29 protein-coding genes and 1 CRISPR repeat array are annotated in these 24,923 nt (G+C 34.4%); of the genes, 28 read left to right on the top strand and 1 reads right to left on the bottom strand.

The window, feature by feature from the left end; translation table 11 throughout:
- Window positions 1–26 precede the first annotated feature (26 nt).
- The 13 genes from rplO to BR43_RS19950 all read left to right on the top strand — a co-directional run bounded on the left by rplO (window position 27) and on the right by BR43_RS19950 (window position 10,031).
- Complete coding sequence (gene rplO / locus BR43_RS12510) at window positions 27–467, top strand: 50S ribosomal protein L15 (RefSeq protein WP_034562467.1); 441 nt, start codon at window positions 27–29, stop codon at window positions 465–467.
- Window positions 467–1,759, top strand: a complete 1,293-nt coding sequence (gene secY, locus BR43_RS12515) for a preprotein translocase subunit SecY (RefSeq protein ID WP_034562469.1) — start codon at window positions 467–469, stop codon at window positions 1,757–1,759. The genes rplO and secY overlap by 1 nt, the downstream gene beginning before the upstream one ends.
- 59 nt (window positions 1,760–1,818) lie before the next feature.
- Complete coding sequence (locus BR43_RS12520; protein WP_034562471.1) at window positions 1,819–2,466, top strand: adenylate kinase; 648 nt, start codon at window positions 1,819–1,821, stop codon at window positions 2,464–2,466.
- A 248-nt stretch (window positions 2,467–2,714) separates the two neighbouring features.
- Window positions 2,715–2,933, top strand: a complete 219-nt coding sequence (infA, locus tag BR43_RS12525; protein ID WP_010052088.1) for a translation initiation factor IF-1 — start codon at window positions 2,715–2,717, stop codon at window positions 2,931–2,933.
- A 34-nt stretch (window positions 2,934–2,967) separates the two neighbouring features.
- Window positions 2,968–3,081, top strand: coding sequence for a 50S ribosomal protein L36 (gene rpmJ / locus BR43_RS12530; protein WP_010052089.1), 114 nt, complete (start codon window positions 2,968–2,970; stop codon window positions 3,079–3,081).
- Between the two features lie 30 nt (window positions 3,082–3,111).
- Complete coding sequence (gene rpsM / locus BR43_RS12535) at window positions 3,112–3,477, top strand: 30S ribosomal protein S13 (protein WP_034562474.1); 366 nt, start codon at window positions 3,112–3,114, stop codon at window positions 3,475–3,477.
- A gap of 26 nt (window positions 3,478–3,503) precedes the next feature.
- Window positions 3,504–3,893 carry a 30S ribosomal protein S11 gene (rpsK, locus tag BR43_RS12540; RefSeq protein WP_010052091.1) on the top strand — a complete coding sequence of 130 codons (390 nt, stop codon included), beginning with the start codon at window positions 3,504–3,506 and terminating at the stop codon, window positions 3,891–3,893.
- Window positions 3,894–3,966: 73 nt separating this feature from the next.
- Complete coding sequence (locus tag BR43_RS12545; RefSeq protein ID WP_010052092.1) at window positions 3,967–4,911, top strand: DNA-directed RNA polymerase subunit alpha; 945 nt, start codon at window positions 3,967–3,969, stop codon at window positions 4,909–4,911.
- Window positions 4,912–4,937: 26 nt separating this feature from the next.
- The gene (gene rplQ, locus BR43_RS12550; RefSeq protein ID WP_034562476.1) at window positions 4,938–5,318 is read left to right on the top strand and encodes a 50S ribosomal protein L17; all 381 of its coding nucleotides are present in this window, start codon (window positions 4,938–4,940) and stop codon (window positions 5,316–5,318) included.
- Window positions 5,319–5,658: 340 nt separating this feature from the next.
- Window positions 5,659–7,119: a PTS mannitol transporter subunit IIBC gene (locus BR43_RS12555; protein ID WP_034562478.1), complete on the top strand. Its 1,461-nt coding sequence runs from the start codon at window positions 5,659–5,661 to the stop codon at window positions 7,117–7,119.
- A gap of 21 nt (window positions 7,120–7,140) precedes the next feature.
- Entirely contained in the window at window positions 7,141–9,225 is a 2,085-nt protein-coding gene (locus BR43_RS12560) for a BglG family transcription antiterminator (protein ID WP_034562480.1), read from the top strand.
- Window positions 9,226–9,238: 13 nt separating this feature from the next.
- Window positions 9,239–9,682: a PTS mannitol transporter subunit IIA gene (locus tag BR43_RS12565; protein WP_034562482.1), complete on the top strand. Its 444-nt coding sequence runs from the start codon at window positions 9,239–9,241 to the stop codon at window positions 9,680–9,682.
- Between the two features lie 175 nt (window positions 9,683–9,857).
- Window positions 9,858–10,031 (top strand): hypothetical protein, encoded by a 174-nt coding sequence (locus tag BR43_RS19950; RefSeq protein WP_157464029.1) that lies wholly within the window; start codon window positions 9,858–9,860, stop codon window positions 10,029–10,031.
- Between the two features lie 14 nt (window positions 10,032–10,045).
- On the opposite strand, the gene BR43_RS19205 is transcribed toward BR43_RS19950, so the two are convergent.
- Complete coding sequence (locus BR43_RS19205) at window positions 10,046–10,693, bottom strand: hypothetical protein (protein ID WP_051933950.1); 648 nt, start codon at window positions 10,691–10,693, stop codon at window positions 10,046–10,048.
- A 281-nt stretch (window positions 10,694–10,974) separates the two neighbouring features.
- Between BR43_RS19205 and BR43_RS12575 the strand changes: the two genes are divergently transcribed.
- The 15 genes from BR43_RS12575 to rpsI all read left to right on the top strand — a co-directional run bounded on the left by BR43_RS12575 (window position 10,975) and on the right by rpsI (window position 24,839).
- Window positions 10,975–11,787, top strand: a complete 813-nt coding sequence (locus tag BR43_RS12575) for an energy-coupling factor ABC transporter ATP-binding protein (RefSeq protein WP_425393653.1) — start codon at window positions 10,975–10,977, stop codon at window positions 11,785–11,787.
- Window positions 11,763–12,641 carry an energy-coupling factor ABC transporter ATP-binding protein gene (locus BR43_RS12580; protein WP_034562486.1) on the top strand — a complete coding sequence of 293 codons (879 nt, stop codon included), beginning with the start codon at window positions 11,763–11,765 and terminating at the stop codon, window positions 12,639–12,641. Before BR43_RS12575 ends, BR43_RS12580 begins: the two co-directional genes overlap by 25 nt.
- Entirely contained in the window at window positions 12,638–13,435 is a 798-nt protein-coding gene (locus BR43_RS12585; protein WP_034562488.1) for an energy-coupling factor transporter transmembrane component T family protein, read from the top strand. The genes BR43_RS12580 and BR43_RS12585 overlap by 4 nt, the downstream gene beginning before the upstream one ends.
- 70 nt (window positions 13,436–13,505) lie before the next feature.
- Window positions 13,506–14,330: a tRNA pseudouridine(38-40) synthase TruA gene (gene truA / locus BR43_RS12590; protein WP_211252955.1), complete on the top strand. Its 825-nt coding sequence runs from the start codon at window positions 13,506–13,508 to the stop codon at window positions 14,328–14,330.
- A complete protein-coding gene (locus BR43_RS12595; RefSeq protein WP_034562491.1) occupies window positions 14,320–14,796 on the top strand; it encodes a GNAT family N-acetyltransferase in 477 nt (158 codons plus the stop codon). The genes truA and BR43_RS12595 overlap by 11 nt, the downstream gene beginning before the upstream one ends.
- A gap of 552 nt (window positions 14,797–15,348) precedes the next feature.
- On the top strand, window positions 15,349–16,077 hold the full coding sequence (gene cas6 / locus BR43_RS12600; RefSeq protein WP_034562492.1) for a CRISPR-associated endoribonuclease Cas6: 729 nt from the start codon (window positions 15,349–15,351) through the stop codon (window positions 16,075–16,077).
- Between the two features lie 16 nt (window positions 16,078–16,093).
- Window positions 16,094–17,323: a hypothetical protein gene (locus tag BR43_RS12605; protein ID WP_034562494.1), complete on the top strand. Its 1,230-nt coding sequence runs from the start codon at window positions 16,094–16,096 to the stop codon at window positions 17,321–17,323.
- On the top strand, window positions 17,307–17,648 hold the full coding sequence (locus tag BR43_RS12610; protein ID WP_034562496.1) for a hypothetical protein: 342 nt from the start codon (window positions 17,307–17,309) through the stop codon (window positions 17,646–17,648). Before BR43_RS12605 ends, BR43_RS12610 begins: the two co-directional genes overlap by 17 nt.
- Window positions 17,645–18,622, top strand: a complete 978-nt coding sequence (gene cas7i, locus BR43_RS12615) for a type I-B CRISPR-associated protein Cas7/Cst2/DevR (protein WP_034562500.1) — start codon at window positions 17,645–17,647, stop codon at window positions 18,620–18,622. Before BR43_RS12610 ends, cas7i begins: the two co-directional genes overlap by 4 nt.
- Window positions 18,623–18,635: 13 nt before the next feature.
- On the top strand, window positions 18,636–19,445 hold the full coding sequence (cas5, locus tag BR43_RS12620) for a CRISPR-associated protein Cas5 (protein WP_034562508.1): 810 nt from the start codon (window positions 18,636–18,638) through the stop codon (window positions 19,443–19,445).
- Window positions 19,446–19,449: 4 nt separating this feature from the next.
- The gene (locus BR43_RS12625) at window positions 19,450–21,768 is read left to right on the top strand and encodes a CRISPR-associated helicase/endonuclease Cas3 (protein WP_034562511.1); all 2,319 of its coding nucleotides are present in this window, start codon (window positions 19,450–19,452) and stop codon (window positions 21,766–21,768) included.
- Window positions 21,769–21,786: 18 nt separating this feature from the next.
- Window positions 21,787–22,170, top strand: a complete 384-nt coding sequence (gene cas1, locus BR43_RS12630) for a CRISPR-associated endonuclease Cas1 (RefSeq protein WP_084679931.1) — start codon at window positions 21,787–21,789, stop codon at window positions 22,168–22,170.
- A gap of 3 nt (window positions 22,171–22,173) precedes the next feature.
- Window positions 22,174–22,452, top strand: a complete 279-nt coding sequence (gene cas2 / locus BR43_RS12635; RefSeq protein WP_034562513.1) for a CRISPR-associated endonuclease Cas2 — start codon at window positions 22,174–22,176, stop codon at window positions 22,450–22,452.
- A 201-nt stretch (window positions 22,453–22,653) separates the two neighbouring features.
- A CRISPR array of direct repeats spans window positions 22,654–23,731; the repeat unit is 30 nt; unit sequence GTTCTTAATCTAAAATAGTGAAATGTAAAT.
- A 258-nt stretch (window positions 23,732–23,989) separates the two neighbouring features.
- The gene (gene rplM, locus BR43_RS12640; protein WP_084679932.1) at window positions 23,990–24,433 is read left to right on the top strand and encodes a 50S ribosomal protein L13; all 444 of its coding nucleotides are present in this window, start codon (window positions 23,990–23,992) and stop codon (window positions 24,431–24,433) included.
- A 13-nt stretch (window positions 24,434–24,446) separates the two neighbouring features.
- Complete coding sequence (rpsI, locus tag BR43_RS12645) at window positions 24,447–24,839, top strand: 30S ribosomal protein S9 (RefSeq protein ID WP_034562517.1); 393 nt, start codon at window positions 24,447–24,449, stop codon at window positions 24,837–24,839.
- The last annotated feature ends 84 nt before the right edge of the window (window positions 24,840–24,923 follow it).

A 24,923-nucleotide genomic window follows, 5' to 3' on the forward strand; every position in this document is an offset into this window, starting at 1 on the left:
ATTATTGAAGGAGGTGCCCAATCTATATGAAACTTCATGAATTAAAACCTGCAGAGGGTTCTCGTAAAGTACGTAACCGTGTTGGTCGAGGAACTTCATCAGGTAATGGTAAAACATCAGGTCGTGGTCAAAAAGGACAAAACTCACGTTCAGGTGGTGGCGTACGTTTAGGATTTGAAGGTGGACAAACACCTTTATTCCGTCGTTTACCAAAACGTGGATTTACAAATATTAACCGTAAAGAGTTTGCTATCGTAAACTTGGATACACTAAACCGCTTCGAAAATGGTACAGAAGTAACACCAGCATTGTTGGTTGAATCTGGAATCATTAAAAATGAAAAATCAGGGATTAAAGTTTTGGGTAACGGTGTAGTTGAAAGAAAACTTACTGTTAAAGCAAGCAAATTCTCCGAAGCAGCAGAAAAAGCTATTGTTGCTGCTGGTGGTTCAATCGAGGTGATCTAATGTTTAAAGTACTGTCAAGTGCCTTAAAAGAAAAAGACATTAGAAATAAAATATTATTTACCTTAGGTGTATTAATCGTCTTTCGTCTAGGAACACATATAACTGTTCCTGGCGTTGATGCTAAAGCTATTTCCTCAATTTCAGGTTCGGGACTCTTTAGTATGTTAGATACCTTTGGTGGAGGTGCTTTAAGCCAATACTCTATTTTCGCAATGGGTGTATCGCCTTATATCACATCTTCAATCGTTGTTCAATTGTTACAAATGGATATTGTTCCTAAGTTGGTTGAATGGTCAAAACAAGGAGAAGTTGGTCGTAAAAAATTAAATCAAGTAACTAGATATTTAACAATTGTAATGGCATTTGTCCAATCAATTGGTATCTCTTTTGGATTTAATAGTTTGTCAGGAATGAATTTAATTAGAAATCCTGGGACATCAACTTACCTAAGTATTGCATTAATTTTAACTGCTGGAACAATGTTAGTTATGTGGATGGGTGAACAGATCACTGTTAAGGGATTTGGGAACGGCGTCTCTATGATTATCTTTTCTGGTATTATTGCCCGCGTGCCGTCTGGTATTATTGAATTTTATAATACTGAGATTAGAAATGCTGGATCAGACCTTTGGAAAACAATCTTATTCACTCTTGCATTAGTTATTGCAATTATTGCAGTTGTTGTATTGGTTGTATACTTTGAAACAGCAAAACGTAAAATAAAAATTTCCTACTCGAAACGTGCAGCGGCCTCAGACCAAAGTACTTTCTTACCGTTGAAAATCAACTCTGCTGGGGTTATTCCAGTTATCTTTGCAAGTTCATTTATTGTAACTCCGCAAACGATTATGGGATTCTTCCGTACAACGCAAGCTGATCAACAATGGTTTAAGATTATGGAAAATGTTTTTAATTACGAAAAACCAATTGGTGCGGTTTTGTATACAGTACTAATTGTTGTCTTTACTTTCTTCTATGCATTCATTCAGGTGAATCCAGAGAAAGTTGCTGAAAACTTACAAAAACAAGGTGGCTATATTCCAAGTGTACGTCCTGGTAAAGGAACTGAAGATTATATTTCAAGCGTCTTAATGCGTTTGAGTACAGTCGGAGCGGTATACTTAGGTCTAATTGCTTTACTTCCAATTTTGGCTAAAATTCTTTGGAGTTTGCCATCATCTATTGGTCTTGGTGGAACAAGTCTACTTATCGTAGTCGGAGTTGCATTAGAATCAACTAGACAATTAGAAGGACAAATGATTAAACGTAGTTATCTAGGCTTTATACAATAAGAAATTAGTGTTGAAGGTTTTCCTTCAGCACTCATTCTTACATTTAAGGAGGAAAAATGATGAATCTCATTTTAATGGGTCTTCCTGGTGCTGGTAAAGGAACACAAGCTGAACAAATTGTGGATACTTATAAAATTCCGCATATTTCGACTGGCGATATGTTTCGTGCTGCAATGAAAAATGAAACAGCCTTAGGTCTTAAAGCGAAAGCGTATATGGATAAAGGCGATTTAGTACCAGACGAAGTAACAAACGGGATTGTAAAAGAACGTTTGGCAGAATCTGATACTAACAATGGTTTCTTATTAGACGGTTTTCCAAGAACTTTGAACCAAGCAGAAGCTTTGGAACAAATCTTGAATGATCTAGGTAAGAAAATCGATGCCGTTATTAACATTCACGTTGATAAAGACATTTTGATGGAACGCTTAACAGGACGTATCATCTGTCGTACATGTGGAGCTACTTATCATAAAGTATTTAATCCACCAACTGTTGAAGGAACTTGTGACCGCTGTGGTGGCCATGATTTCTACCAACGAGACGATGACAAACCTGAAACAGTGGAAAACAGAATTAATGTTAACCTTGAGTTAACAGAACCTTTGTTAGACTTTTATGAAACACGCCATGTATTGAACACTGTTAAAGGTGATCAAGATATTCAAGACGTTTTCAAAGAAGTACAAGCAATTATTGAAAAATAGGCAGTAAGTAACTCTTTCATTACGAAATGATGCCTCGTTTCCAAAAATGTTAGCGAGGAAAAGCGGTTGTCTAACGAGGGACACTTGTCACTAATCTAATTTTATGTTACAATATTTGAGGTCTTGCCTTTTCAATATCTTAAATTTGTGGTAGAATTAATAGGTTAAGATAAAAAATTAGTGAGGGCTAAGGTTCTCGCTAGGTTTAACGCATTTAATTGCGAAACAATTTTAAGGAGGTACTAGGCGTGGCTAAAGACGATGTCATTGAAATTGAAGGAACAGTCGTTGAAACTTTGCCGAATGCAATGTTTAAAGTAGAACTTGAAAATGGCCATGTTGTATTGGCACATGTTTCAGGAAAAATACGTATGCACTACATTCGTATTTTACCTGGAGACAAGGTAACTGTAGAGTTGTCACCGTATGATTTAACTCGCGGTCGCATTACCTACCGCTTTAAATAATTGTACTCCGTCAATAAAATGGGAGGTATAATTCATGAAAGTAAGACCATCAGTAAAACCAATTTGTGAAAAATGCAAAGTTATCCGTCGTAATGGACGTGTTATGGTGATTTGTGAAAATCCTAAACACAAACAACGTCAAGGATAATAATTAACTATAACAGGAGGTGTAATTGTAATGGCTCGTATATCAGGAGTTGATATTCCGCGTGACAAACGTGTAGTAATATCTTTAACTTATATTTATGGAATCGGTAAAAACACAGCAATCAAAATTTTGAAAGCTGCAGACGTATCAGAAGAAATTCGCGTACGTGAATTAACAAATGATCAATTAGATCGCATCCGTGCTGAGATTGATTCGTATAAAGTTGAAGGAGATCTTCGTCGTGAAGTAAACCTAAACATTAAACGTTTAATCGAAATCGGATCATACCGAGGCATGCGTCATCGTCGTGGTTTACCAGTTCGTGGACAAAACACGAAAAACAACGCTCGTACTCGCAAAGGCCCAGCTAGAACAGTTGCAGGCAAGAAAAAATAATTAATTAAGTAAGGAGGTAACTCTTCATGGCAGGAAAGAAAGTTGTACGTAAACGTCGTGTGAAAAAGAATGTAGAAGTTGGGATTGCACATATCCGCTCTACTTTCAATAATACAATTGTAATGATTACCGATGCTCATGGAAATGCAATTTCATGGTCTTCAGCAGGAGCATTAGGCTTCCGCGGATCTAAGAAATCTACTCCATTCGCTGCTCAATTAGCTGCAGAAACTGCTGCTAAAGCATGTATGGAACACGGTATGAAAACAGTTGAAGTTGCTGTTAAAGGTCCTGGTTCAGGACGTGAAGCTGCAATTCGTTCATTACAAGCTACTGGTTTAGAAGTTACTGCAATTCGTGACGTAACTCCAGTTCCTCATAATGGATGCCGCCCTCCAAAACGCCGTCGTGTTTAATTGAGAGTAGCTTCATTAGGCTTGTTTGCACTCAGTAACATGAACTTAACGTTTTGAAAGGGGTATAGAGAGAATGATCGAAATTGAAAAACCAAGAATTAATACGATTGAGATCAGCGATGATGCCAAATTTGGTAAATTCGTTGTAGAGCCACTTGAACGCGGTTATGGTACTACGCTAGGGAATTCTCTACGTCGTATTTTGTTGTCTTCTCTTCCAGGAGCAGCAGTCACTACTATTCAGATAGATGGTGTGTTACACGAATTTTCTACAATCGATGGGGTTGTTGAAGATGTAACTTCAATCATTTTGAATATTAAAAAACTTGCACTCAAGTTATATTCTGGTGAAGATAAAACGATTGAAATCGATGTGAAAGGTCCAGCCGTAGTTACAGCAGCCGATATCACTTATGATAGCGATGTTGAAATCTTAAACCCTGACTTGTACATTTGTACCGTAGCTGAAGGCGCACGTTTTCACGTTCGTTTAACTGCGAAACAAGGTAGAGGTTATGCAAGAGCTGAACATAATAAACATGATGATATGCCAATTGGTGTATTACCAGTCGACTCGATTTACACCCCAGTTAGTCGTGTGAACTATCAAGTAGAAAATACTCGAGTGGGTCAAAAAGATAACTTTGATAAATTAACGCTTGATGTATGGGCAGATGGTTCAATTAGCCCAGAAGATGCTGTAAGTTTAGCAGCAAAAATCTTAACCGAGCATTTAGATATCTTCGTAAATCTATCTGACGAAGCTCGTAAAGTTGAAATCATGGTAGAAAAAGAAGAAACTCATAAAGAAAAAATGCTTGAGATGACAATTGAAGAATTGGATCTATCTGTACGTTCATATAACTGTTTGAAACGTGCTGGTATTAATTCCGTTCAAGAATTGACAGATAAATCTGAAGCTGAAATGATTAAAGTACGCAATCTAGGACGTAAATCACTTGAAGAAGTGAAATTTAAATTAGCTGAGCTAAGTTTAGGTCTACGTCAAGACGATTAGTACCGTACCAAAGGAGGAAAAATCAGATGGGTTACCGTAAATTAGGACGTACAAGTTCTCAACGTAAAGCAATGTTACGTGATTTAACGACTGACTTAATCATTAACGAACGTATTGTTACAACTGAAGCTCGTGCTAAAGAGATTCGTTCGACTACTGAGAAAATGATTACTTTAGGTAAACGTGGCGATTTACACGCACGTCGTCAAGCAGCTAGCTTTGTTCGTAATGAAACAGCTTCTGTTAAAGAAGATGGCGATAAAATCGTTGTTGAATCTGCTTTACAAAAATTATTTAGTGATATTGCACCTCGTTACGCTGAGCGTCAAGGTGGATATACACGTATTATGAAAACTGAACCTCGCCGCGGAGACGCTGCACCAATGGTTATCATTGAATTGGTTTAATTTTCAATAAAATTGATTCACTTTTGGATGTATGTAAAGAGTGTTACGATGATGGAAATTTATTTCCAAGTCTAGCTCGAAACTTCTTCTGGGGAGATTTCTTTCCAGAAGAGGTAAATTCATCAAATGTGATTTTTTTTTGTCAAAAAGGAATAGTTTCTATCGACTTAATTGTTGCTAGAAATCATTCCTTTTTTTCTTTTTTATTTGACAAACGATCTGTGCCAAACTTGTATTTAAAATTCATTGAAAGCGGAATCAATTAGCTTTAAGATAGACTTAGATAAAGAAAGAACTTATTTAGTTCAATTTATAAAACAGATTACAAGGAGGTCACAAAATGGAAGCGTTAAATGAAAAAAGAGGGAACAAAAGTAAAGAATCGACAAAAGTTTCAACTAAGGTTCGGGCCCAGAAAGTTGGAACATTTTTAAGTAATATGGTTATTCCAAATATTGGAGCATTTATCTCATGGGGGTTATTAACAGCCTTATTTATTCCAAAGGGCTACTTTCCAAATGAATCATTAGCACAAATGGTTTCACCTATGATTACCTATTTATTGCCATTATTGATTGGATATACAGGTGGAAAAATGATTGCAGGACATCGCGGTGGCGTTATTGGAGCAGTTGCTTCGATGGGGGTTATTGTTGGTACCGATGTACCTATGTTTATTGGTGCGATGATTATGGGACCTATTGCGGGTTGGTCAATTAAGAAATTCGATGATACTTTCCAATCAAAAATTAGAGTTGGATTTGAGATGTTAGTTAATAATTTCTCAAGTGGAATTATCGGTTTTACTTTAGCAATTCTGGGTTATTTAGCAATTGGACCGTTGGTTACGTCAGTGATGAAAGTACTAAGTAGTGGTATTGAATTTATGATTAATGCAAATCTATTGCCTTTGGTAAATGTTTTTACAGAACCGGGGAAAGTTATTTTCTTGAATAATGCAATTAATCATGGTATTTTAGGACCTTTAGGAGTGGAACAAGCAGCTGAAACAGGTAAGTCAGTATTATTCATCTTATCTGCTAACCCTGGACCTGGTTTTGGTGTATTATTAGCTTATATGCTATTTGGCAAAGGAACAGCTAAAGCTTCTGCACCAGGAGCAGCGATTATTCAATTCATTGGTGGAATACATGAACTTTATTTCCCATATGTCTTAATGAAACCTTTGATGATTTTAGCAGTAATAGCTGGTGGTGTGGCAGGTACATTTACGTTTACAATTCTAGATACAGGATTAGTAGCAACGGCTTCTCCAGGTTCGATTATTTCCGTTATAGCGATGACACCTAAAGGAGAGTATTTGCAGATTTTGGCTGGTGTATCAGCTTCGATTGCAGCTTCATTCGTTGTCGCAATGTTAATCTTAAAGGCTGATCGTAGTACAACAGAAGAGGATTTTGAAAGCAATGTTGAAAAAATGCAAGCGATGAAAGCTGAATCAAAAGGAAAAGAAGTGAAAACTACATTAGTTTCTGCTAATGATGAATTATCTGCTGACACTGTCAAACGAATTATTTTTGCTTGTGACGCAGGAATGGGATCCAGTGCAATGGGCGCATCTATCTTGCGAAATAAAGTTAAAAAAGCTGGTTTAGATATAGCTGTTACCAATTCAGCCATTAGTAATCTGACGGATGAAGTTGGAACTTTAATTGTTACGCAAATCGAGCTAGCGCCAAGAGCATTAGAAAAAACACCAAGTGGGCTTCATGAAACTGTAGATAATTTCTTAAGTAGTCCTAAATATGATGAAATTGTTAGCAAATTAAGTGAATCGTAACTAGAAAATGAGGTGAAATCAGTGTATTTCTCAGTTAGAGAAAAGCAATTACTAGAATTATTACTTTTAAATCAACATGGGGTGACTTTAGAAACCTTGATGCGAGAACTAGGAGTGAGTAAGCGAACTATCTATCGTGAAATTGCAACAATTGAAGATACACTTGTTCGCTATCATTTGAGACTAAATAAAAAATTAAGTAGTGGATTTTATTTGGAAGGTGAAATAGCCGATATCGCTCATTTGAAAAAAGAGTTGTATCAAACAGTCCAAATAATGAACAGTCGTGAACGACAAAGTTATTTAACTTGCTTACTGTTGCTGACTCAGAATCAAGAAAAGTTATCTGGGTTAGCAATGGATTTGAATGTAAGTGTAGGAACAATAACGTCAGATTTAACTAGAATTGCTCAAATTATTAGCGAATTTCAAATGACTCTTCATCGCGGTAAAGGTAAGTCTGTTATGATTACTGGAGACGAAGAATCGTTAAGGCTATTGGTAAGTGGACTGATTACTAGTGAACTTAATGACTATGAATTTTTAGAAATGTTGGGACATGTAGACGAAGAAAATTATAACCAGCAAAGTAAGACGATGCCATTTTTAAATTTGCTGGATGAGGGCATGTTAGTTTTTGCTACGAAAGTTACGCTTGATAGTCAACAAACTTTTGTTGGGGAAATTACGGATACAGGACTAAAGCAGTTTATTATTATTTTGACATTAAGTTTAATGCGTATAAAGGCAGGTTATTCACTTCAATCAATGAAGACAGCTGCTAAAGAATTAGTTCCATTTTCTAAAGCGATTGGTGAATTTATAGCAGAGCAAGTAAATGAACAAACGAACCTTGAATTAAATCAAATTGAAAAAGAGTTTTTATGTAGAAGTATCAATGGTGCGCGTTTTTTTTCTAAGAAGTCATTATTTTCAGATGAGTATGATTTTGAATTAGTTTATCAAGTAAAGCAGTTAATTCGTTTGGTCTCTGACGGGGTTGAATGGGATTTTACAAAAGATTATACATTATTTAATGGTTTATTGACCCATATTGGATCTTCGTTAATTCGTACGTTAACGCCAGTACATCAAAGCACAGATAATTTATTAGCTAGTATCAGAGAACGTTATCCTCGAATTTATGATAGTGTGATGTCAAGCTTGTGGTCGGTATTTCCCAAAAATTATTTTTCAGAGAATGATCGAATTTATCTAGTGATTCATTTTGCTTCTTCATTGGAAAATAACCAAGTTCTTCATGAGCTAAAAACGTTGGTAATCTGTTCAAGTGGAATTGGGACATCTAAAATGTTAGAAAATCGTTTGTATAAAAACTTTCCAGAAATGAAAGAAATCGATGTTATCCCATTATCACAAATTCAAAATCAAGATTTAACCAAATTTGATTTTATTTTTTCGACGATTGTTTTACCGGGATTTACTAGTCAGTATCAGTTGATCACACCTCTACTTTTAAAAGAAGAAGTTCAAGTGATTCGGACTTTAATTGAGGAGAACAACATCCGAATGAAGCAGCATAAAAAGAATGTGCCGCTAGAAACAGCTGTTGGAGAGAGAAAACCAGTTAAAGCATTACAGGATATGTACGATTTAACGAGCAAAGCTTTACATCTTGTAGAGATGATGTCGATTATTCCAGCCTTGGAGGATACTGTGGAAGAGGTTTTGGTGACTATTTGTCAACGACTTGAAGAAGCAGGGATTTTAACAAATGGAACTGAAATTCAGCAGCAATTATTAAAGCGAATGACGTTAGCCCCAATCGGATTGCCAAATACAAAAATGGCTTTATTTCATACAAGTAGTCCTTTTGTGATGAAAAGTTATTTTGGTATCTACCAATTACAACAGCCGATAGAAATTATGGGAATTGATCATGTGCCTATCAAAATGGAACGAATATTATTAATGTTAGCACCAAAGCCGCTGCCATTAATCGACCAAGAATTATTGGGCTTGATTAGTAGCACGCTGATTGAAGATGAAAAGAATATGAAATTGTTTGATGAAGGAATAGAAAGTGCAATTCGTGAAAAATTAGAACGAATATTCAGTCGCTATATTCAAGAAAAATTAAGATAAGGAGTGGAAAAAGATGACTATGATTCATACAAATACAATTCGTTTAGGTGCTGAGTTTAAGACAAAGGAAGAAGCTATACGTGCTACTGGAGAACTTTTGGTAGCAGCTGGAGCAGTTGAGGAAAGTTATATCCAAAGTATGTTAGAAAGAGAGGAAACCGTTTCTACGTATATGGGAAACTTTATTGCGATTCCTCATGGCACAGATGCATCAAAAGGCACAATTAAAAAAACGATGATTTCAATTGTAGTGGTTCCTGAAGGGATTGATTTTTCAGATATTCCCGATGAGAAGAAAGTTTTTGTATTATTTGGAATAGCTGGAATTGGGGATGAACATTTGGACTTGCTTTCTAAAATTGCGATTTTCTGTTCAGAAATGAGTAATGTCGAGCAATTAATTTTGGCAGAAACACCCGAAGCAGTTATTGCGTTATTAGAAAATATCGAAGATTAGTTATCTGTCGTGTTAAAAAATTGTTTAAACAAGCATGAAATCCACTTTATAATTGATTTCATGCTTGTTTTAATTTAAATAGTATCTTATCGAAACATATTATTAGTAAAATAATTATGTTATAATTTATAAAAGCTAATATCAGGACGATACATTTAAATTGGAGATGATAATAATGAAGCGATATTCTTTTAGTGCACTTATACTTATTTTATTTTTTGCTCTGTTTTTAGGGGCATGCAGTAAAAAAAAAGAGAACAACATAGAAAAACATGACGCGCCTGTTGGAGATTTATATATTGAGGACCCTAATCAAGAAATTATCGAACCAGAAGAACCTGGAAGCTAAAAGTTTATATATCGTTAGCTTAAGTAAGTTAAATACACTTGGATAGCCTCTATTTTTCTATTTTCTTTAGTCGTACCAGCTACTGCACCATTTCCAACAAGAGGTAACCAGCCTTTACCAGCAACATGAACTCTATATCTTACACCATATCTTGTTGCGTAGGCCCCGGTTAGTTGGATCGTAATGGCTTCTAATTGCTTTGAAAAGCCAACTGTTCCAGCTGTTGCGCCATTTTTTGCATCAGGATACATCCAACCAATATCTTGTACATGAACTTGATATTTAATACCTGATAATCTTGATGAACCTTGTTTAAGCCATACCTTGATTGCTTCCATGCGTAGTGATTGTCCTGTTGTTCCGATTGCAGATGTAGCAGAAGCGTCTAATTCACCAGTCCAACCATAATTTTGTATATGAGCTTGATAGCTTATACTAACCTTAGCAGCTCTAGTTGAGGTAGGAGGATACAGTGATTCTCCTTCAGGCAAACTATTTTCTAATTCTTGTATATCAATAATTGCATTAGTAGATAATAGAATATTTGAATCAACGGGTATCGTTATTACAGTAATAGTATCGATATCTTCTGCATATACTTGATTTTTTAAAATTAGCACTCCAAATAAAACCGTTACTATTAAAAGTAAACTCTTTTTCATTTTATCAGCTCCATTTTCATCATTATTAAAAATGTTTTAATTAAGTATAAACAAAATTAAATTTAATTACAAGTGTGTTTTTTTATCTCGGATAGCATTTTCCAAAAAGCAAGCGCTACAATAAAATCAATAACCATTTTCTTCTATAATATAGTTAAATATTGATGGATTAAGAGCAAAGGATATTGCATCCGAGGCTCTTTTTTGATAATCTTAAGGGGATTGAATTGAGAAGGAACACGGAGGTTTGTTCAGTGGAAAAAATTATAACATTAAGTGATATATCATATAAATATCACCCGGATGCTGAAAAATTAGCGATTGATAAAGTCAATCTTGAGATTGAAGCAGGTGAATGGGTGGCGATTATTGGACATAACGGCTCTGGAAAATCGACCTTGGCAAAAACAATCAATGGATTATTAGCACCAACTAATGGAACAGTCACAGTTGGCGGTCATATTTTAACAGAAGAATCAGTTTGGGATATTCGTCGAATGGTTGGAATGGTTTTTCAAAATCCAGACAATCAATTTGTAGGATCAACAGTGCAAGATGACGTTGCTTTTGGTCTGGAAAATATTGGAATTCCTCGTGATGAGATGATTGAACGTGTGACGAATGCCATTGAAAAAGTAAAAATGTCAGAATTCCTTGAAAAAGAACCAGCTAGACTTTCTGGCGGTCAAAAGCAGCGTGTTGCCATTGCAGGTGTAGTCGCATTGAAACCAAATATTATTATTTTAGATGAAGCGACAAGTATGTTGGATCCCCAAGGGCGTGCCGAAGTATTGGCGACAGTCCATGAAATCAAAGAGGAAGCGAATTTGATGGTGATCTCAATTACTCATGATATTAATGAAGCAGCCAGTGCTAGTCGGATTTTAGTGATGGAACAAGGCAAATTAATTCGTGAAGGAACTCCGGAAGAAATCTTTTCATATGGCGATGAATTAATTGAAATGGGTTTAGATCTACCATTTCCAGAAAAATTGAAATCAGCCTTGAAAGCCCGTAATATCGACGTTCCAAAAGAATATTTAACTGAAGAAGGGATGGTGGATTGGTTATGGACATTACTTTCAAAGAAGTAGGATTCACCTACCAAAAAGGCACACCTTTTCAAAATAGAGCATTGTATGATATTGATTTAGCCATTAAATCTGGTAGTTTTACAGCATTGGTTGGTCATACTGGAAGTGGAAAATCCACCATATTACAGCACTTGAATGCATTGATGAAGCCAACAGAAGGAACAGTAACGATTGGTGATCGTATAATTACCCCTGAAACAAACAATAAAAATTTAAAAGATATTCGTAAAAAAGTTGGGATTGTTTTCCAATTTCCAGAAGCACAGCTTTTTGAAGAAACGATTGCAAAAGATATTGCTTTTGGACCACAGAATTTTGGTGTAGCTGAGAAAGATGCCTTGGAATTAGCAAAGGAAATGTTAGATTTAGTTGGATTAGATGAAACGTATATGGAGCGTTCACCTTTTGATTTATCAGGTGGGCAAATGCGTCGTGTAGCGATTGCTGGCGTATTAGCAATGGAACCTGAAGTTTTAGTTTTAGATGAACCGACAGCAGGGTTAGATCCTAAAGGCCGTCGTGATATGATGGAAATGTTCTATCAGTTGTATAAAACGAAAGGTCTAACGATTGTTTTAGTTACGCACCAAATGGATGACGTGGCAGATTTTGCGGATCAGATGATTGTTTTAGAAGGCGGTACAATTGTGAAACAAGGCTTGCCAAAGGATATCTTTAAAGAGGCTGCTTGGTTAGAGGAAAAACAACTTGGTGTACCAACTGCGGTTTCTTTTAGCAATAAATTTAGTGAAAAAACCGGAATTGATTTAGGTGAGTTGCCTTTAACAACCGATGATTTGGCAGACTTACTTGTTGCTAAAATCAATGAAACTAAAGCAGGTGATGTCAAATGATGGATAAATTGATTTTTGGGCGCTATATTCCGGGAGATTCGATTATTCATCGTTTAGATCCACGGGTTAAATTATTAGCCAGTTTTTATTTTATTGGCATTATCTTCATGGCGAACAATTGGCAGACGTATTTATTTTTATTCGCATTTACGTTAGGCACGATTGCGTTATCAAAAATTAAGTATAAATTCTTTATTAATGGAGTTAAGCCGTTAATTTGGCTAATACTCTTTACTGTTATTTTACAGATACTCTTTAGTCGTGGTGGCGAAGTTTATTTTGAGTGGGGAATATTGGTTATCTCTCAATATGGTGTCCTCAATGGCGTCTTCATATTCTGTCGTTTTGTACTGATTATTTTTATGTCAACGTTATTAACTTTAACCACAGCACCGTTATCTTTGACGGATGCAATTGAGTATTTATTACGACCGTTAAATGTAATTAAATTCCCAGTTCATGAGATTGCATTGATGTTATCGATTGCGTTGCGATTTGTACCGACGTTAATGGATGAAACAGAAAAAATTATGAATGCCCAACGAGCTCGTGGAGTTGATTTTGGTGAAGGAAATGTCTTTCAGCAAATGAAATCGATTGTTCCGCTATTAGTCCCGTTATTTGTGAGTTCGTTTAACCGTGCGGAAGAATTAGCAACGGCAATGGAAGCTCGAGGTTATCAAGGTGGCGAAGGCCGGACGAAATACCGATTATTGAAATGGGAACGCAATGATACGCTTGTGATTGTAGCATATGCGCTAGTGACCGTTGTGTTGGTTTATTTAAGAAGTTAATGAAGCAGAGAAGCTATTTCGTAATGGAATAGCTTTTTCTGATAGAAGATAAAGGGGAAAATAAATGGCAATAACACGTTATAAATTAATCTTACAATACGATGGAACGAACTTTGCAGGATCACAAATTCAACCGAATGAACGAACGGTGCAAGGTGAGATTGAGAAGGCTTTAAAAGTCATGACTAAGGGAACGGCAATTAAGTTACAAGCTTCTGGCAGAACAGATGCCGGCGTTCATGCACTAGGACAAGTGATTCATTTTGATTATCCAACTAGAATTCCTGCTGAGAATATGTTGCGGGCTTTAAATAGTTTAACGAGTGATGAGATTGCTTTTATTCATTCAGAAATAGTTAATGAACATTTTCATGCACGTTATTTTACAGCAGGCAAAAAGTATCAATATGTAGTAAATATTAATCCTGTTATTGATCCCTTTATGCGGAATTTTGCACTGCATCATCCTTACCCAATTCATATGGATTACTTAGAGAGTGCTTTAAAGGATATTCTTGGAACCCATGATTTTTCAAGTTTTTGTGCGATTAAAAGTGGTCGTGAAAATAAAGTTCGTACGATTTATGAAGCAAGTGTCGTAAAGGATGAGGCAAAAGGTAGCTTGACCTTTACATTTCGTGGTGATGGATTTTTATATAATATGGTTCGGATTCTGATTGGGACGCTGCTACAAATAGCCAATGGCCGCCGTCCTGTGAATGATCTAAAACGTTTGATAGAAGTTAAAGATCGCAATCAAGCAGGTCCAACGGCTTCACCAAGTGGCTTGTATTTGATGGAAGTCTATTATTTATCGGATGCTGAAATTGCTGAAAAGTTAGCAGAGAATGCTGAATGGAATCGTAGAAAGGCGTTGAGCGAGGATGGAGATTAGATTAAGTGAGTTAAAGGATTATGAAGGAATTGTTGCTATTGAAAATGTTATTTGGAATGATTTGAATACTCCTGCTGTTACGGAATATAACAGCGTGGCTGAATATATTTTGCGTTTTCCAACGGGGTCTCATCTGGTGGCAGTGGAAGGAGAAGATGTTCTGGGGATACTGGGATTTCACCATCCAACCTCGTTACCAGCTCACAAAGGAACTTGGCTGTTAGATATCGGCGTATCACCAGCAGCTCAAGGTAAAGGTGTGGGGCAAGAATTGGTTGCAGGCATCAAGGAACTAGCACGATTTAATGGAATTCATAAGTTGTCGTTGCGTGTTTTGGGAACCAATGTTGGAGCCATTCGATTTTATCTGAAGAATGGGTTTGTAGAAGAAGGATTACTGAAAGAAGAGTTTTGGATTAACGGGCAGTATGTTGATGATGTATTTATGGGGTTTGTTGTGGAATAGATGAGTTAGTTGATATAAAGTAGTTATTTCTAATAGAATAAAAAGCAGAATAAAACCATTTAGGAATTTATTCTGCTTTTTATGATTTAATTAGATTGTTCATTATTTTAGATTAAAAAAAATGAGAAGGAAATTATATATAGCTTTACACTCTAAATTACTTAGATTAACAAAGTAACACAATAATAACAAAAAAAAAAAAAAATTCAATACTTACTAATAATAAAACAGAAAAATAGATAAATATAACTACTCATAAAGCACTTGTGTTATCTATGTAATTAATGTATATTATATATAGTGGGTATTTAATAGGAGGGGATAAATATAGAGAGTATTTTAAGTGTTTTAAGATTGATATCAATATGCTACTCAATCTACAAAAAAGTAAAAAAGATGAGTAATAATTCTTCGAGGAAAGATACTCATCTTTATAATGTACAAATACTAGTGATACATATATCTAAATAGTATATGTATCACTAGTATAGCATAGTTGAAAACTAAGGTAAATTGTCCTTGGTTTTTAATTAAAATTTGAGGAGGGAATGTATGCGCTTAAAAGTTGTATGTGAATTAGATAGTGAAGAGTTGCCTAAAGATTATCGACGGAAAATATTAAGCTTAATGAAAATTGGGTTGAATAAAGTCAATCCAACAGCGTATCAAGAATTATTTGAAAGCAATAAACGTAAAAATTATACATGGGCTGTTTTTTTTAAAAATGCTGTATTTAACAAAGAGACAATTACTATTCCAGATAAACAATTTATTTTAAATTTTTCAACTGGGGATGCTGAAAAATCGGTTTTATTTTATAACGCATTTACAGAGCTTTTAAATGAAGAAGTAAAAATTTCTGGAAAAACATTTCAGATTACGGATGTAGAGGCAGTTCCTCAACCTAAAATTCGTACTAATCATGTTATTTTTAAAACTCTTAGTCCAATCGTTGTTCGTGAGCATTCTCAATCTACTAAAAAAGACTGGTTTTGGTCGGTTACACAAAATGAGACGAAATTTTTAGATGTATTAAAGCAGAATTTACTCTATAAATTGGAATCTAATTCTGAGGAGTCACTAAAAACAGATATTGAACAGCTTTCTTTTAAACCAATAAAAATGAAGAAAACGGTGGTCAGTCACTATGATAAACAAATTGAAGGTAGCATTGGAACCTTTGAATTAACAGGGGCATCTTACTTGTTAAATGAATTCCAGCAATCAGGCGTGGGCTCGGTTACTGGTGGCGGATTTGGATTCGTGGAAAGAATAGACTAGAGAAAGGAGAAATTCTATGGACACTTTTAAGTTATATAGTAGCGGAGATATTGTACGGGATACAGGGTTGCTTTATTTTTATCGTCTATTGCGTGAGATTAATGAACAAAATCAATCGATCTTACAACCTAAGCTGGCCTTAAATTATTTAGAATTTCAACTGCCAACAGAGGAAGAATTTGATCTAGAAGCAGCATTATTTAATCAAATTATAAATGTAGAGTTATACCAAACATTTATTCAAGATTTAAGTGCTGAAAAAATTGATCCAGTACTCATTAATGAATGGAAACAATCAAGTTTAGGTGAGTTGAGAACCAATCTTTTAAAAGCAAAAATTCCAACTAAACAAATTGATAAAATTATGAAAAAAAGTGAAACAATTTACTTTCCTTATTTAAGAAATAGTGGGAAATTTGGGGCAAATGCACAAAGCGTTCAAAATTTTCATCGTAATCTAAAAACGTTCATTCAACTATTTTTTTCAAGGTTACAAGGAGAAAGTAAAGAAAGAGAATTCTATGGAGAAGGGCGAGTATGTGGGATTTGCCATCTTGAACATGCGGGAGTCTATGACATTACCCATAAATATGCGGCTGACATTGTAGAAAGCTTGCCTGAAAAGCAACGCATTTATCGAACGGATTCTAAGTATTTATATACATTTCAAGGAAGCCAGAATAATACTTTTTCTAACTATGCTGATTATCAGCAAGATTCAGCGATTTGTTTTTCCTGCGAATTTTTTAATTTATTTTTCCTGCTGTATATTAAAAAGGAAAAAGCTAAGTATTTAGTGAGTTGCCAGAACTTGGTGCATATGGAATTTTTACAACGAAAAATTAGAATGAAACAGGATATCTATTATCAACAAAGTTTTTATTATCAAGTTGCGAAAAGTACAAAATCTGCTCGAATACGTTTATATCAAGTTGCAACAGATCCAAATAAGGGACTGTTATTAAAATTAGAAGATGCAATTGAATTTGATGATTTATTAAAACAAATAAAATTAATGGATTTTGTCGATTCTTTTTCATTTCCAGAAGAACAAAAAAATGTATCAGACTTAAAACAGTTAATTAAGCGCTTTATTTTGAATAAAAACAATGAAATGGCTTATCAGTATTTATTAGGTAACTTAATCAATCGAGAAGCTAATATAATGGCATACAATTGGTCAATAGTTGTGAAGTTTATTGAAGAAGTGATGAAAGAAGGCGAGAATTATGTCGGAAAAGTATAATGTGAAAGCTAAAAAAAGTACTTATCGAGCATTTGGTAAGTTCTTTAATACACTAAAATCAAAAGAAGCACTAGCCTTTCAATTAACTCAAATGGTTAAAATGGAGGATCGTAAAGGAGTACTAGACTTGTTGGAACAAGTTTATTTAGCTAATAAAAGAGCAGAACAGAAAAAAGAAAATGGAAAGCAATTTTCGTTACCAGCAGATTTACCAGCAGATATATTATACAGCTCGACTAAAGAATTTGCTTATGTTATGGGTTATTTTATTATTGGGTTACTATCCTATTCAACAGAAAATAAAGAGGGGAATGAAGCAGAATGAAGAAAGTTTCTGGTGTGACATTAACGATTTTAACAGAAAGTCCAATTGCTTTATCAAATGATCAAGGATTTGGAAATTATACGCCGATTAAGAAATATTTTTTTAAGGATGGTATACATGCAATGACTTCGGTAGCCACCTTCACTTATGAGTTAAGAAAATGTTTATTTGAAAATTTTGGTTGGTCATTAAGTGATTTGACTGTTAAAAAAAGTAATTCATATTTTAATGATGTTGATTTAATGACCGAAAAGGGGTTTGAAGCAGATATTTTTGGTTTTTTATTACCCGATCAGCAAGTTTCTAAAACATCGCCATTAAGAGTTATTCCTTTTACTTCAGTTTCTACTTTTAAAAATGATACACAATTAATTACGAATCGTGGTTTTTTAAATATTGATTTAAAACGAAATCGCTTTGATGAAAAAGGCAAGGAATTAGAAATTGAAGATGTTCCTAGAACACAAGCGTTAGCTAATGAAGAAGTGTTTGGTGATTATTATACCTATACTCTTACAATTGAATTAGATCGAATCGGTGTAGCGGAAGTGAAAAAAGATGAAAAAGGAAAGTATCAATATCTTGAACCAAATGAACGTAGCTATATGTCGCCAGAGTTAAGAATGCAAGCTGTAGATGATATTTTAAATGCCGTGACGATTTTGACTCGAGATATTAAGCATCAACGAGTACTATTAAAACCATTGGCAGTATTCGGAGGAGCTTTTGAACAAGTAATTCCTTATTTTTGGAACGATATGATTTTAGAATCTGTAACAGACAAAATGAAGATAGATACAAGTTTTGTTGATAAGACAATTGCAGATTATAAATTAGAAAATGTCATTAAAGCAATGGATAAAAACTTGATGCTTTCTGGAGAGCAAGAAACAGTATCACCTGTTCAAGCTATTCAACAACTGGCAAAGTGTTTAACTGTTGGGGAAGACAATCAGTGGTATTTGGAAGAGTAGGAGTTGAGAGGAAATGACTAAGGTATTACGATTTAATTTATTTCAACCAGTTGCCCATTTTCGTGATCCTAAAGTACTTCAAGATGATTTTATTGCTACGTTGAATCTACCCGCACCTACAACTATTGTCGGGATGCTTTCGTATCTATGTGATTGTAAGTTTAATGAGAATTTAGAAGTAGCTGTGATCGGGACTCATGAGAAAAAGGAAGTTCATTTTTCAAGAGGAGAAAGAGAAGATTTTTGGAGGAAATATCAAACGTATGTTAAGAAAAAAGAGGAATCCCTACAAAAAAGTGGAACAACTTACCTCCATTACAAACACAATATTGCTGAAAATCGAATGATGTACTCGGAAGTTTTACGAAATTTGGAACTAACAATTTTTATTAAGGCGAGTGATGCAGTCTTGGAGCTATTACTTGAGAATTTAACCAATCCAAAACGTTATCTTTCCTTAGGTAGAAAAGAGGATACTGCACTACTTGTAGGGGCTAGACAAGTTGGATATGTCAAAAGTACACCAGCAATAGTTGACATTGAGGAGTTGGAAATGGGGCATGTATCAGAAGCGTTAAGCAAACAGGTGAAATTGATGCATAGTTATGTTGCAATTGACGAAATGGCATCAGCAAAATTGTTGGCATCAGGGACACTTTTTACTTTGCCTTACACGTATCAAGATTTAGCGGCTAGTAAGATAAACACCCAAAAACTATATCGAAACTATATCTATATTGAAGAAGGGGTTTATCCTGAAAATTGTACCGTTTATTGTTATAAAAAAAATCAAGAAGAATCAGAATATTTTCTATGGATGTGAGAAAATGAAACATAAACTACTAGCAAAATCTCAAAGTAAAGATTCTCAGAAAAATAATCGAACTATAGCGGAGCACACACAGGATTTATTAGCAGCATATCATACGATTATTGATCGCTTAGATAGTTCTGAAAAGGAAAAGCAGATGATTTATTGGCTTTGTGTGACTCATGATTTAGGTAAGGCCAATAGTAAATTTCAAAATAGAATTCGACAAAATATCGCTAAAAATGAAAAGAAAACAGACTTTTTCCAAATTGAATCCATCACAAAAGAACGTAAAGAAATTCGACACAATTTATTAAGTCCTGCATTTGCAATGAAGTTACTTCAAGATCAAAATGACTTTTCAAAAATAGATAAAAAGATTATGGTGAAAGCTATTATGTTGCATCATGGAAATTTTGATAACTATCTTGAAATTAGTTATGCCAGTATTGAAGAAGCTATTTATGGAGATATTGGAGTAGACTTATTAAGCATAAAGGAGAAATTTGATTTTGCTGAATTGGAAAATTTAATTTTTGATTCATTGGGAATGAAGTATTCATTTAGTCGTGAAAATTTATCTTATGATTATATTAGTGATTTTCATGAAAATATCGGCTTAGATTTAGCAGATGTTGAGATAGATAATTTTGAGGATGTAGAAAATAAATACAAGCAACAGTATATTGAAATCAAAGGTTTTCTAAATTTAATTGATCATATTGCTTCTAGCCAAGAAGATAGGAAATTTGATTATTATTTAACAGAGAAAGAGCAAGCTGGAAATGATCAAAATTTATTAGATTTTATAAAAAAACAAACAGGACTCAAAGATCCTCGATTCAATCCGTTGCAAGAAGATATTATGCAGTATCAAGGGAATAAATTAGTTGTTACACAGGCATTTACAAGTGCGGGTAAAACGATTAGTGATGACCGATTAGTGGCGAATAAAAAAATCTATTTAACTCCGAATCGCATTAGTGCAATGAGTTTTTATCAAGATGCCTGTGAAAAATATAATCGCAAAAATGTTGGGGTGCTGCATGGAACATTGCATCTTTATCAAGATGAAAAGGAAGAAAAATTCAATGAAATTAGTCTATCAAAAAATGATATTGAGTTAGCTAGAAATTTTGCACAACCATATATTTTAGCGACAGTGGATCAAATTGCGATGGCTGTCTTTAAGCATCCTAATTACGAGAAAACTTTAGCTGTATTGAAAGGAACACGTGTATGTGTGGATGAAATTCATTTGCTCTCACCAAGAATGTTTTTAGCTTTTTGGTTATTAATGGACTATGCTATGGAACACTTAGATACAAAGTTTCATTTGATGACGGCTACGTTACCGATAATTTATCAAGAAAAATTAAAACAACTAACAGAGTTTACTAATCAAAAAATTGAATTAGTAGATGATGCAACGAAGAAGATTAATTTGAGGATGGATGTAAAAAAAGAAAAAATTAGTTCTTTATGTGAAGAAGCGTTAGATCAGAATCAACAAATACTGATTATTCTAAACTCCATCGATGATGTAATTACTTTATATGATAAGTTGAGAAAAGTATTGCCGAAGGAAACTCAGATTCAGTGTTTACACAGCCGATTTAAAGAAAAAGAGTTAAAAGATCTGTATAAGAGAATTAACCAGCAAGAGGGAACTATCTGGATTACAACACAAGTTGTTGAGATTGCTTTGGATATTGACTTTCCGGTTGTAATTTCAGACTTGTCACCTATGGATTCGTTAGTACAACGAATGGGTCGGAACAATCGTAAAGGGAAACTTGCAGCAGGTGGCGATTTTTATTTATTGGAAAAAGCAAAAAGCAGTGTTTACCCAGAAGTTTTACTTACAGAAACAGAAGGACTCTTAAAGAAAGAGCTTAAAAAGAAAAATAGCTTGCCTTTAACTTTGAAAGAGCGCCAAACGATTTTGGAGATGTATTATGAACAAAAGAAAGTCGTTGATTACTATGAGTCAGAGTTTAAGCAAGCAGAGCAGGACATTCGGAAAATTTTTGGCTTAACATCAAGAGCCTTGTTAACTGGCGAGATAGTCTTTTTTGAAGGTGATCCATACCGCAATATTTCAGATTCAAAAAAAGAAGCAGCTAAGTATTTTCGTGATGCAGATATGCAAGTGAAGGTATATTTGGAGGAAGATAAAGCTGACTTAAAGGGCAATGGGATTACGATTTCCGGAAGAAGGCTTTATTATCTTCGGAAAAATTCTGGAATTGAAGAAAAAGGCAATCGAGTGTATCTTTTAAAAGAGTCTGTTTATGAGTATAGTCAAGAAAAAGGATTACTGTTTAAAAAATAAGAATGGAGCAGAGTCGAGTTGTTGACTCTGTTTTTGTATGTAACTCAACTGAATCCAACAATCAGTTATTTACATAGTCCAGGTGAAAGACGATTTTCATTGTGCTTAGATACATCTGAAATTTTTAAACCACTGATTGTTGATCGTTTGATATTTTCATTGCTTAATAAAAATATCATTACTGAAAAAGATTTTGCAACGGATTCTAACTATTATCATTTGAAACCACAGGGGCAACAAAAAATTTTAAAAGCATTTCAAGAAAAATTGGATGATACGATTAAGCATCGTGATTTAGGTCGAAATGTTAGTTATCGAAGGTTGATACGCTTGGAAGGTTATAAACTAATCAAGCATTTGATGGGCGAAAAAGAATATGAGGGCTTTAAGATTTGGTGGTGAGAAATGTATATTATATTGATTTATGATATTCCTTTAGAAGAAAAAGGAGCTAGGGCTTCTCGTAATATATTTAAAATTTGTAAAAAATATTTAACACATGTACAAAAATCTGTTTTTGAAGGAGAGCTAACCCCAGCATTATTAAAACAGCTAGAACTAGAGTTAGAGCCATTTATTAGAAAAGATTTAGATTCAATTATGATTTTTAAAAGTCGTAACAAAAAGTGGTTGGAGAAAGAGTTTTGGGGAGTCGAAGAAGATTTAACGTCTAATTTTTTTTGATATTTTGAAAATCTGTCGACCATCAATAGTGCAAAAAAGTGGGGAGATCGACAGATTTGCTTAATCCCTTGGTATATCTGGATTTTTAGTGAAATGGCTCGTTCGATATGTTAAGATTAGAGAGTAGAAATCTTCAAAATGAGTAGGTCGACAGATTGCCCCTTAGAAACCCTTGGTACTAAAGGGGTGAATTGGGTACCTGTTCTTAATCTAAAATAGTGAAATGTAAATCTAACAGTATAGAGATCATAGTCTTCATCTGTAATTGTTCTTAATCTAAAATAGTGAAATGTAAATATTACAGATCTTTCGTTACAGCGGTATTCCAGAGGTTCTTAATCTAAAATAGTGAAATGTAAATCAGCATCTTTATCAATCAACAAACTGTCGCCCTCGGTTCTTAATCTAAAATAGTGAAATGTAAATACGACTAAACTGTATAAACCTAGCAAAGTCACGCTACGTTCTTAATCTAAAATAGTGAAATGTAAATTGCCTTCTTGGATGTCGTCCTCGGTAAATATCAGTGTTCTTAATCTAAAATAGTGAAATGTAAATCTTAAAAATAACGTCGACTACTCCATTGTCGTCTCGTTCTTAATCTAAAATAGTGAAATGTAAATTTCTAATAAGGCTCCAAAAGTCTCTCCCAATGTTATGTTCTTAATCTAAAATAGTGAAATGTAAATTTTGCTGTTGAAGTAGATGGAGTGCCGCAATCTGACGTTCTTAATCTAAAATAGTGAAATGTAAATCCTTCTACCTGTTTTGTTGCTTTTTTACCTTTAAACTGTTCTTAATCTAAAATAGTGAAATGTAAATTATTTACGAAACCATCGGTGACCCACGTTACACCAGTTCTTAATCTAAAATAGTGAAATGTAAATTCTGAAATATATGTTATAATAAGTTATAAGTTAATGTTCTTAATCTAAAATAGTGAAATGTAAATTTTGAATTTGGTCATTGATAATAAAAATACCTAACTGTTCTTAATCTAAAATAGTGAAATGTAAATAGGCTTGATGCTCGATATTAGAGTATGTCGCTCTGTTCTTAATCTAAAATAGTGAAATGTAAATATTATATTGTGTAGCAAGCGCTAAATCGATTTTCTGTTCTTAATCTAAAATAGTGAAATGTAAATTTGTACGCACGCGATGTGATGATTACGTCAGGATTTGGTTCTTAATCTAAAATAGTGAAATGTAAATACCTATCTGGTGAAGAAGGAGCTTCGATGTTGGCCGTTCTTAATCTAAAATAGTGAATTCATAATAAAATAGTAAGGGAATCTGTTGAAATATATTTTGAGATTAAATGATGTTATGTGAAGGAAAATGAACTTTTTTTAATTTAGGATTATTTCAAAATTTAATTTTTAACAAGCTCATTTTTTTATGAAAAACTGTCAGAAAACTATTGACAAAAGGGCTAATTAACAGTATTATGGTAGATGGTATTGTTTGCCCCACGATGAGCCCCGGAAACTTATTGTGCATTCAAACAAACAGATAAGAATATGGAGGAAAAAAACGTGCGTACAACTTATATGGCTAAACCAAACGAAGTAGAACGTAAATGGTACGTAGTAGATGCAACAGATATTCCATTGGGACGTCTTTCAACTACTGTAGCAACCATCTTACGAGGCAAAAATAAACCAACTTTCACACCTAATGTAGATACAGGTGATTTCGTGATTGTAATTAATGCTGACAAAATTAAATTAACAGGTAAAAAAGCAACTGATAAAATTTATTATCACCATAGTGGATTCCAAGGTGGTTTGAAACAAGTATCAGCTGGTGAATTACGTGCAAACAATTCTCGTAAATTAATCGAATTGTCTGTAAAAGGTATGCTTCCAAAGAATACTTTAGGACGTAAACAATTTATGAAATTAAATGTTTATGGTGGTTCTGAACATGAACACCAAGCACAAAAACCAGAAGTATTGGATATTACAAACCTAATTTAAGGAGGGAATTTCATTGGCACAAGTACAATATACCGGCACAGGCCGTCGTAAAAACTCAACTGCTCGCGTACGTTTAGTACCCGGAACAGGTAAAATTATCATGAATAAAAAAGACATCGTTGAATACATTCCGTTTCCATATTTACACGAGGTAGTTAAACAACCTCTTGCAACTACAGAAACTTTAGGTAGCTACGATATCTATGTTAACGTTAATGGTGGAGGATTCACTGGACAAGCAGGAGCTGCTCGTCACGGAATCGCTCGTGCATTATTACAAGTTGACCCAGACTTCCGTGCTCCTCTTAAAGCAGCTGGATTATTAACACGTGACCCTCGTATGAAGGAACGTAAAAAACCAGGTCTTAAGAAAGCCCGTAAAGCTTCACAATTCTCTAAGCGTTAAAATCGTTGTTATATCAACGTTATGGACACTTTCTCATTTCGAGAGAGTGTCTTTTTTTGTGATTTTGGGTACGAGAATGGGTAC

The sequence above is a fragment of the Carnobacterium gallinarum DSM 4847 genome (genome assembly GCF_000744375.1).
Lineage (GTDB): Bacteria > Bacillota > Bacilli > Lactobacillales > Carnobacteriaceae > Carnobacterium > Carnobacterium gallinarum.

Coding starts and splice junctions, on each gene's coding strand:
- rplO (WP_034562467.1), top strand. CDS start 27: ATGAAACTTCATGAATTAAAACCTGCAGAGGGTTCTCGTAAAGTACGT.
- secY (WP_034562469.1), top strand. CDS start 467: ATGTTTAAAGTACTGTCAAGTGCCTTAAAAGAAAAAGACATTAGAAAT.
- BR43_RS12520 (WP_034562471.1), top strand. CDS start 1,819: ATGAATCTCATTTTAATGGGTCTTCCTGGTGCTGGTAAAGGAACACAA.
- rpmJ (WP_010052089.1), top strand. CDS start 2,968: ATGAAAGTAAGACCATCAGTAAAACCAATTTGTGAAAAATGCAAAGTT.
- rpsM (WP_034562474.1), top strand. CDS start 3,112: ATGGCTCGTATATCAGGAGTTGATATTCCGCGTGACAAACGTGTAGTA.
- rpsK (WP_010052091.1), top strand. CDS start 3,504: ATGGCAGGAAAGAAAGTTGTACGTAAACGTCGTGTGAAAAAGAATGTA.
- BR43_RS12545 (WP_010052092.1), top strand. CDS start 3,967: ATGATCGAAATTGAAAAACCAAGAATTAATACGATTGAGATCAGCGAT.
- rplQ (WP_034562476.1), top strand. CDS start 4,938: ATGGGTTACCGTAAATTAGGACGTACAAGTTCTCAACGTAAAGCAATG.
- BR43_RS12555 (WP_034562478.1), top strand. CDS start 5,659: ATGGAAGCGTTAAATGAAAAAAGAGGGAACAAAAGTAAAGAATCGACA.
- BR43_RS12565 (WP_034562482.1), top strand. CDS start 9,239: ATGACTATGATTCATACAAATACAATTCGTTTAGGTGCTGAGTTTAAG.
- BR43_RS19950 (WP_157464029.1), top strand. CDS start 9,858: ATGAAGCGATATTCTTTTAGTGCACTTATACTTATTTTATTTTTTGCT.
- BR43_RS19205 (WP_051933950.1), bottom strand. CDS start 10,693: ATGAAAAAGAGTTTACTTTTAATAGTAACGGTTTTATTTGGAGTGCTA.
- BR43_RS12580 (WP_034562486.1), top strand. CDS start 11,763: ATGGACATTACTTTCAAAGAAGTAGGATTCACCTACCAAAAAGGCACA.
- BR43_RS12585 (WP_034562488.1), top strand. CDS start 12,638: ATGATGGATAAATTGATTTTTGGGCGCTATATTCCGGGAGATTCGATT.
- BR43_RS12595 (WP_034562491.1), top strand. CDS start 14,320: ATGGAGATTAGATTAAGTGAGTTAAAGGATTATGAAGGAATTGTTGCT.
- cas6 (WP_034562492.1), top strand. CDS start 15,349: ATGCGCTTAAAAGTTGTATGTGAATTAGATAGTGAAGAGTTGCCTAAA.
- BR43_RS12605 (WP_034562494.1), top strand. CDS start 16,094: ATGGACACTTTTAAGTTATATAGTAGCGGAGATATTGTACGGGATACA.
- BR43_RS12610 (WP_034562496.1), top strand. CDS start 17,307: ATGTCGGAAAAGTATAATGTGAAAGCTAAAAAAAGTACTTATCGAGCA.
- cas7i (WP_034562500.1), top strand. CDS start 17,645: ATGAAGAAAGTTTCTGGTGTGACATTAACGATTTTAACAGAAAGTCCA.
- cas5 (WP_034562508.1), top strand. CDS start 18,636: ATGACTAAGGTATTACGATTTAATTTATTTCAACCAGTTGCCCATTTT.
- BR43_RS12625 (WP_034562511.1), top strand. CDS start 19,450: ATGAAACATAAACTACTAGCAAAATCTCAAAGTAAAGATTCTCAGAAA.
- cas2 (WP_034562513.1), top strand. CDS start 22,174: ATGTATATTATATTGATTTATGATATTCCTTTAGAAGAAAAAGGAGCT.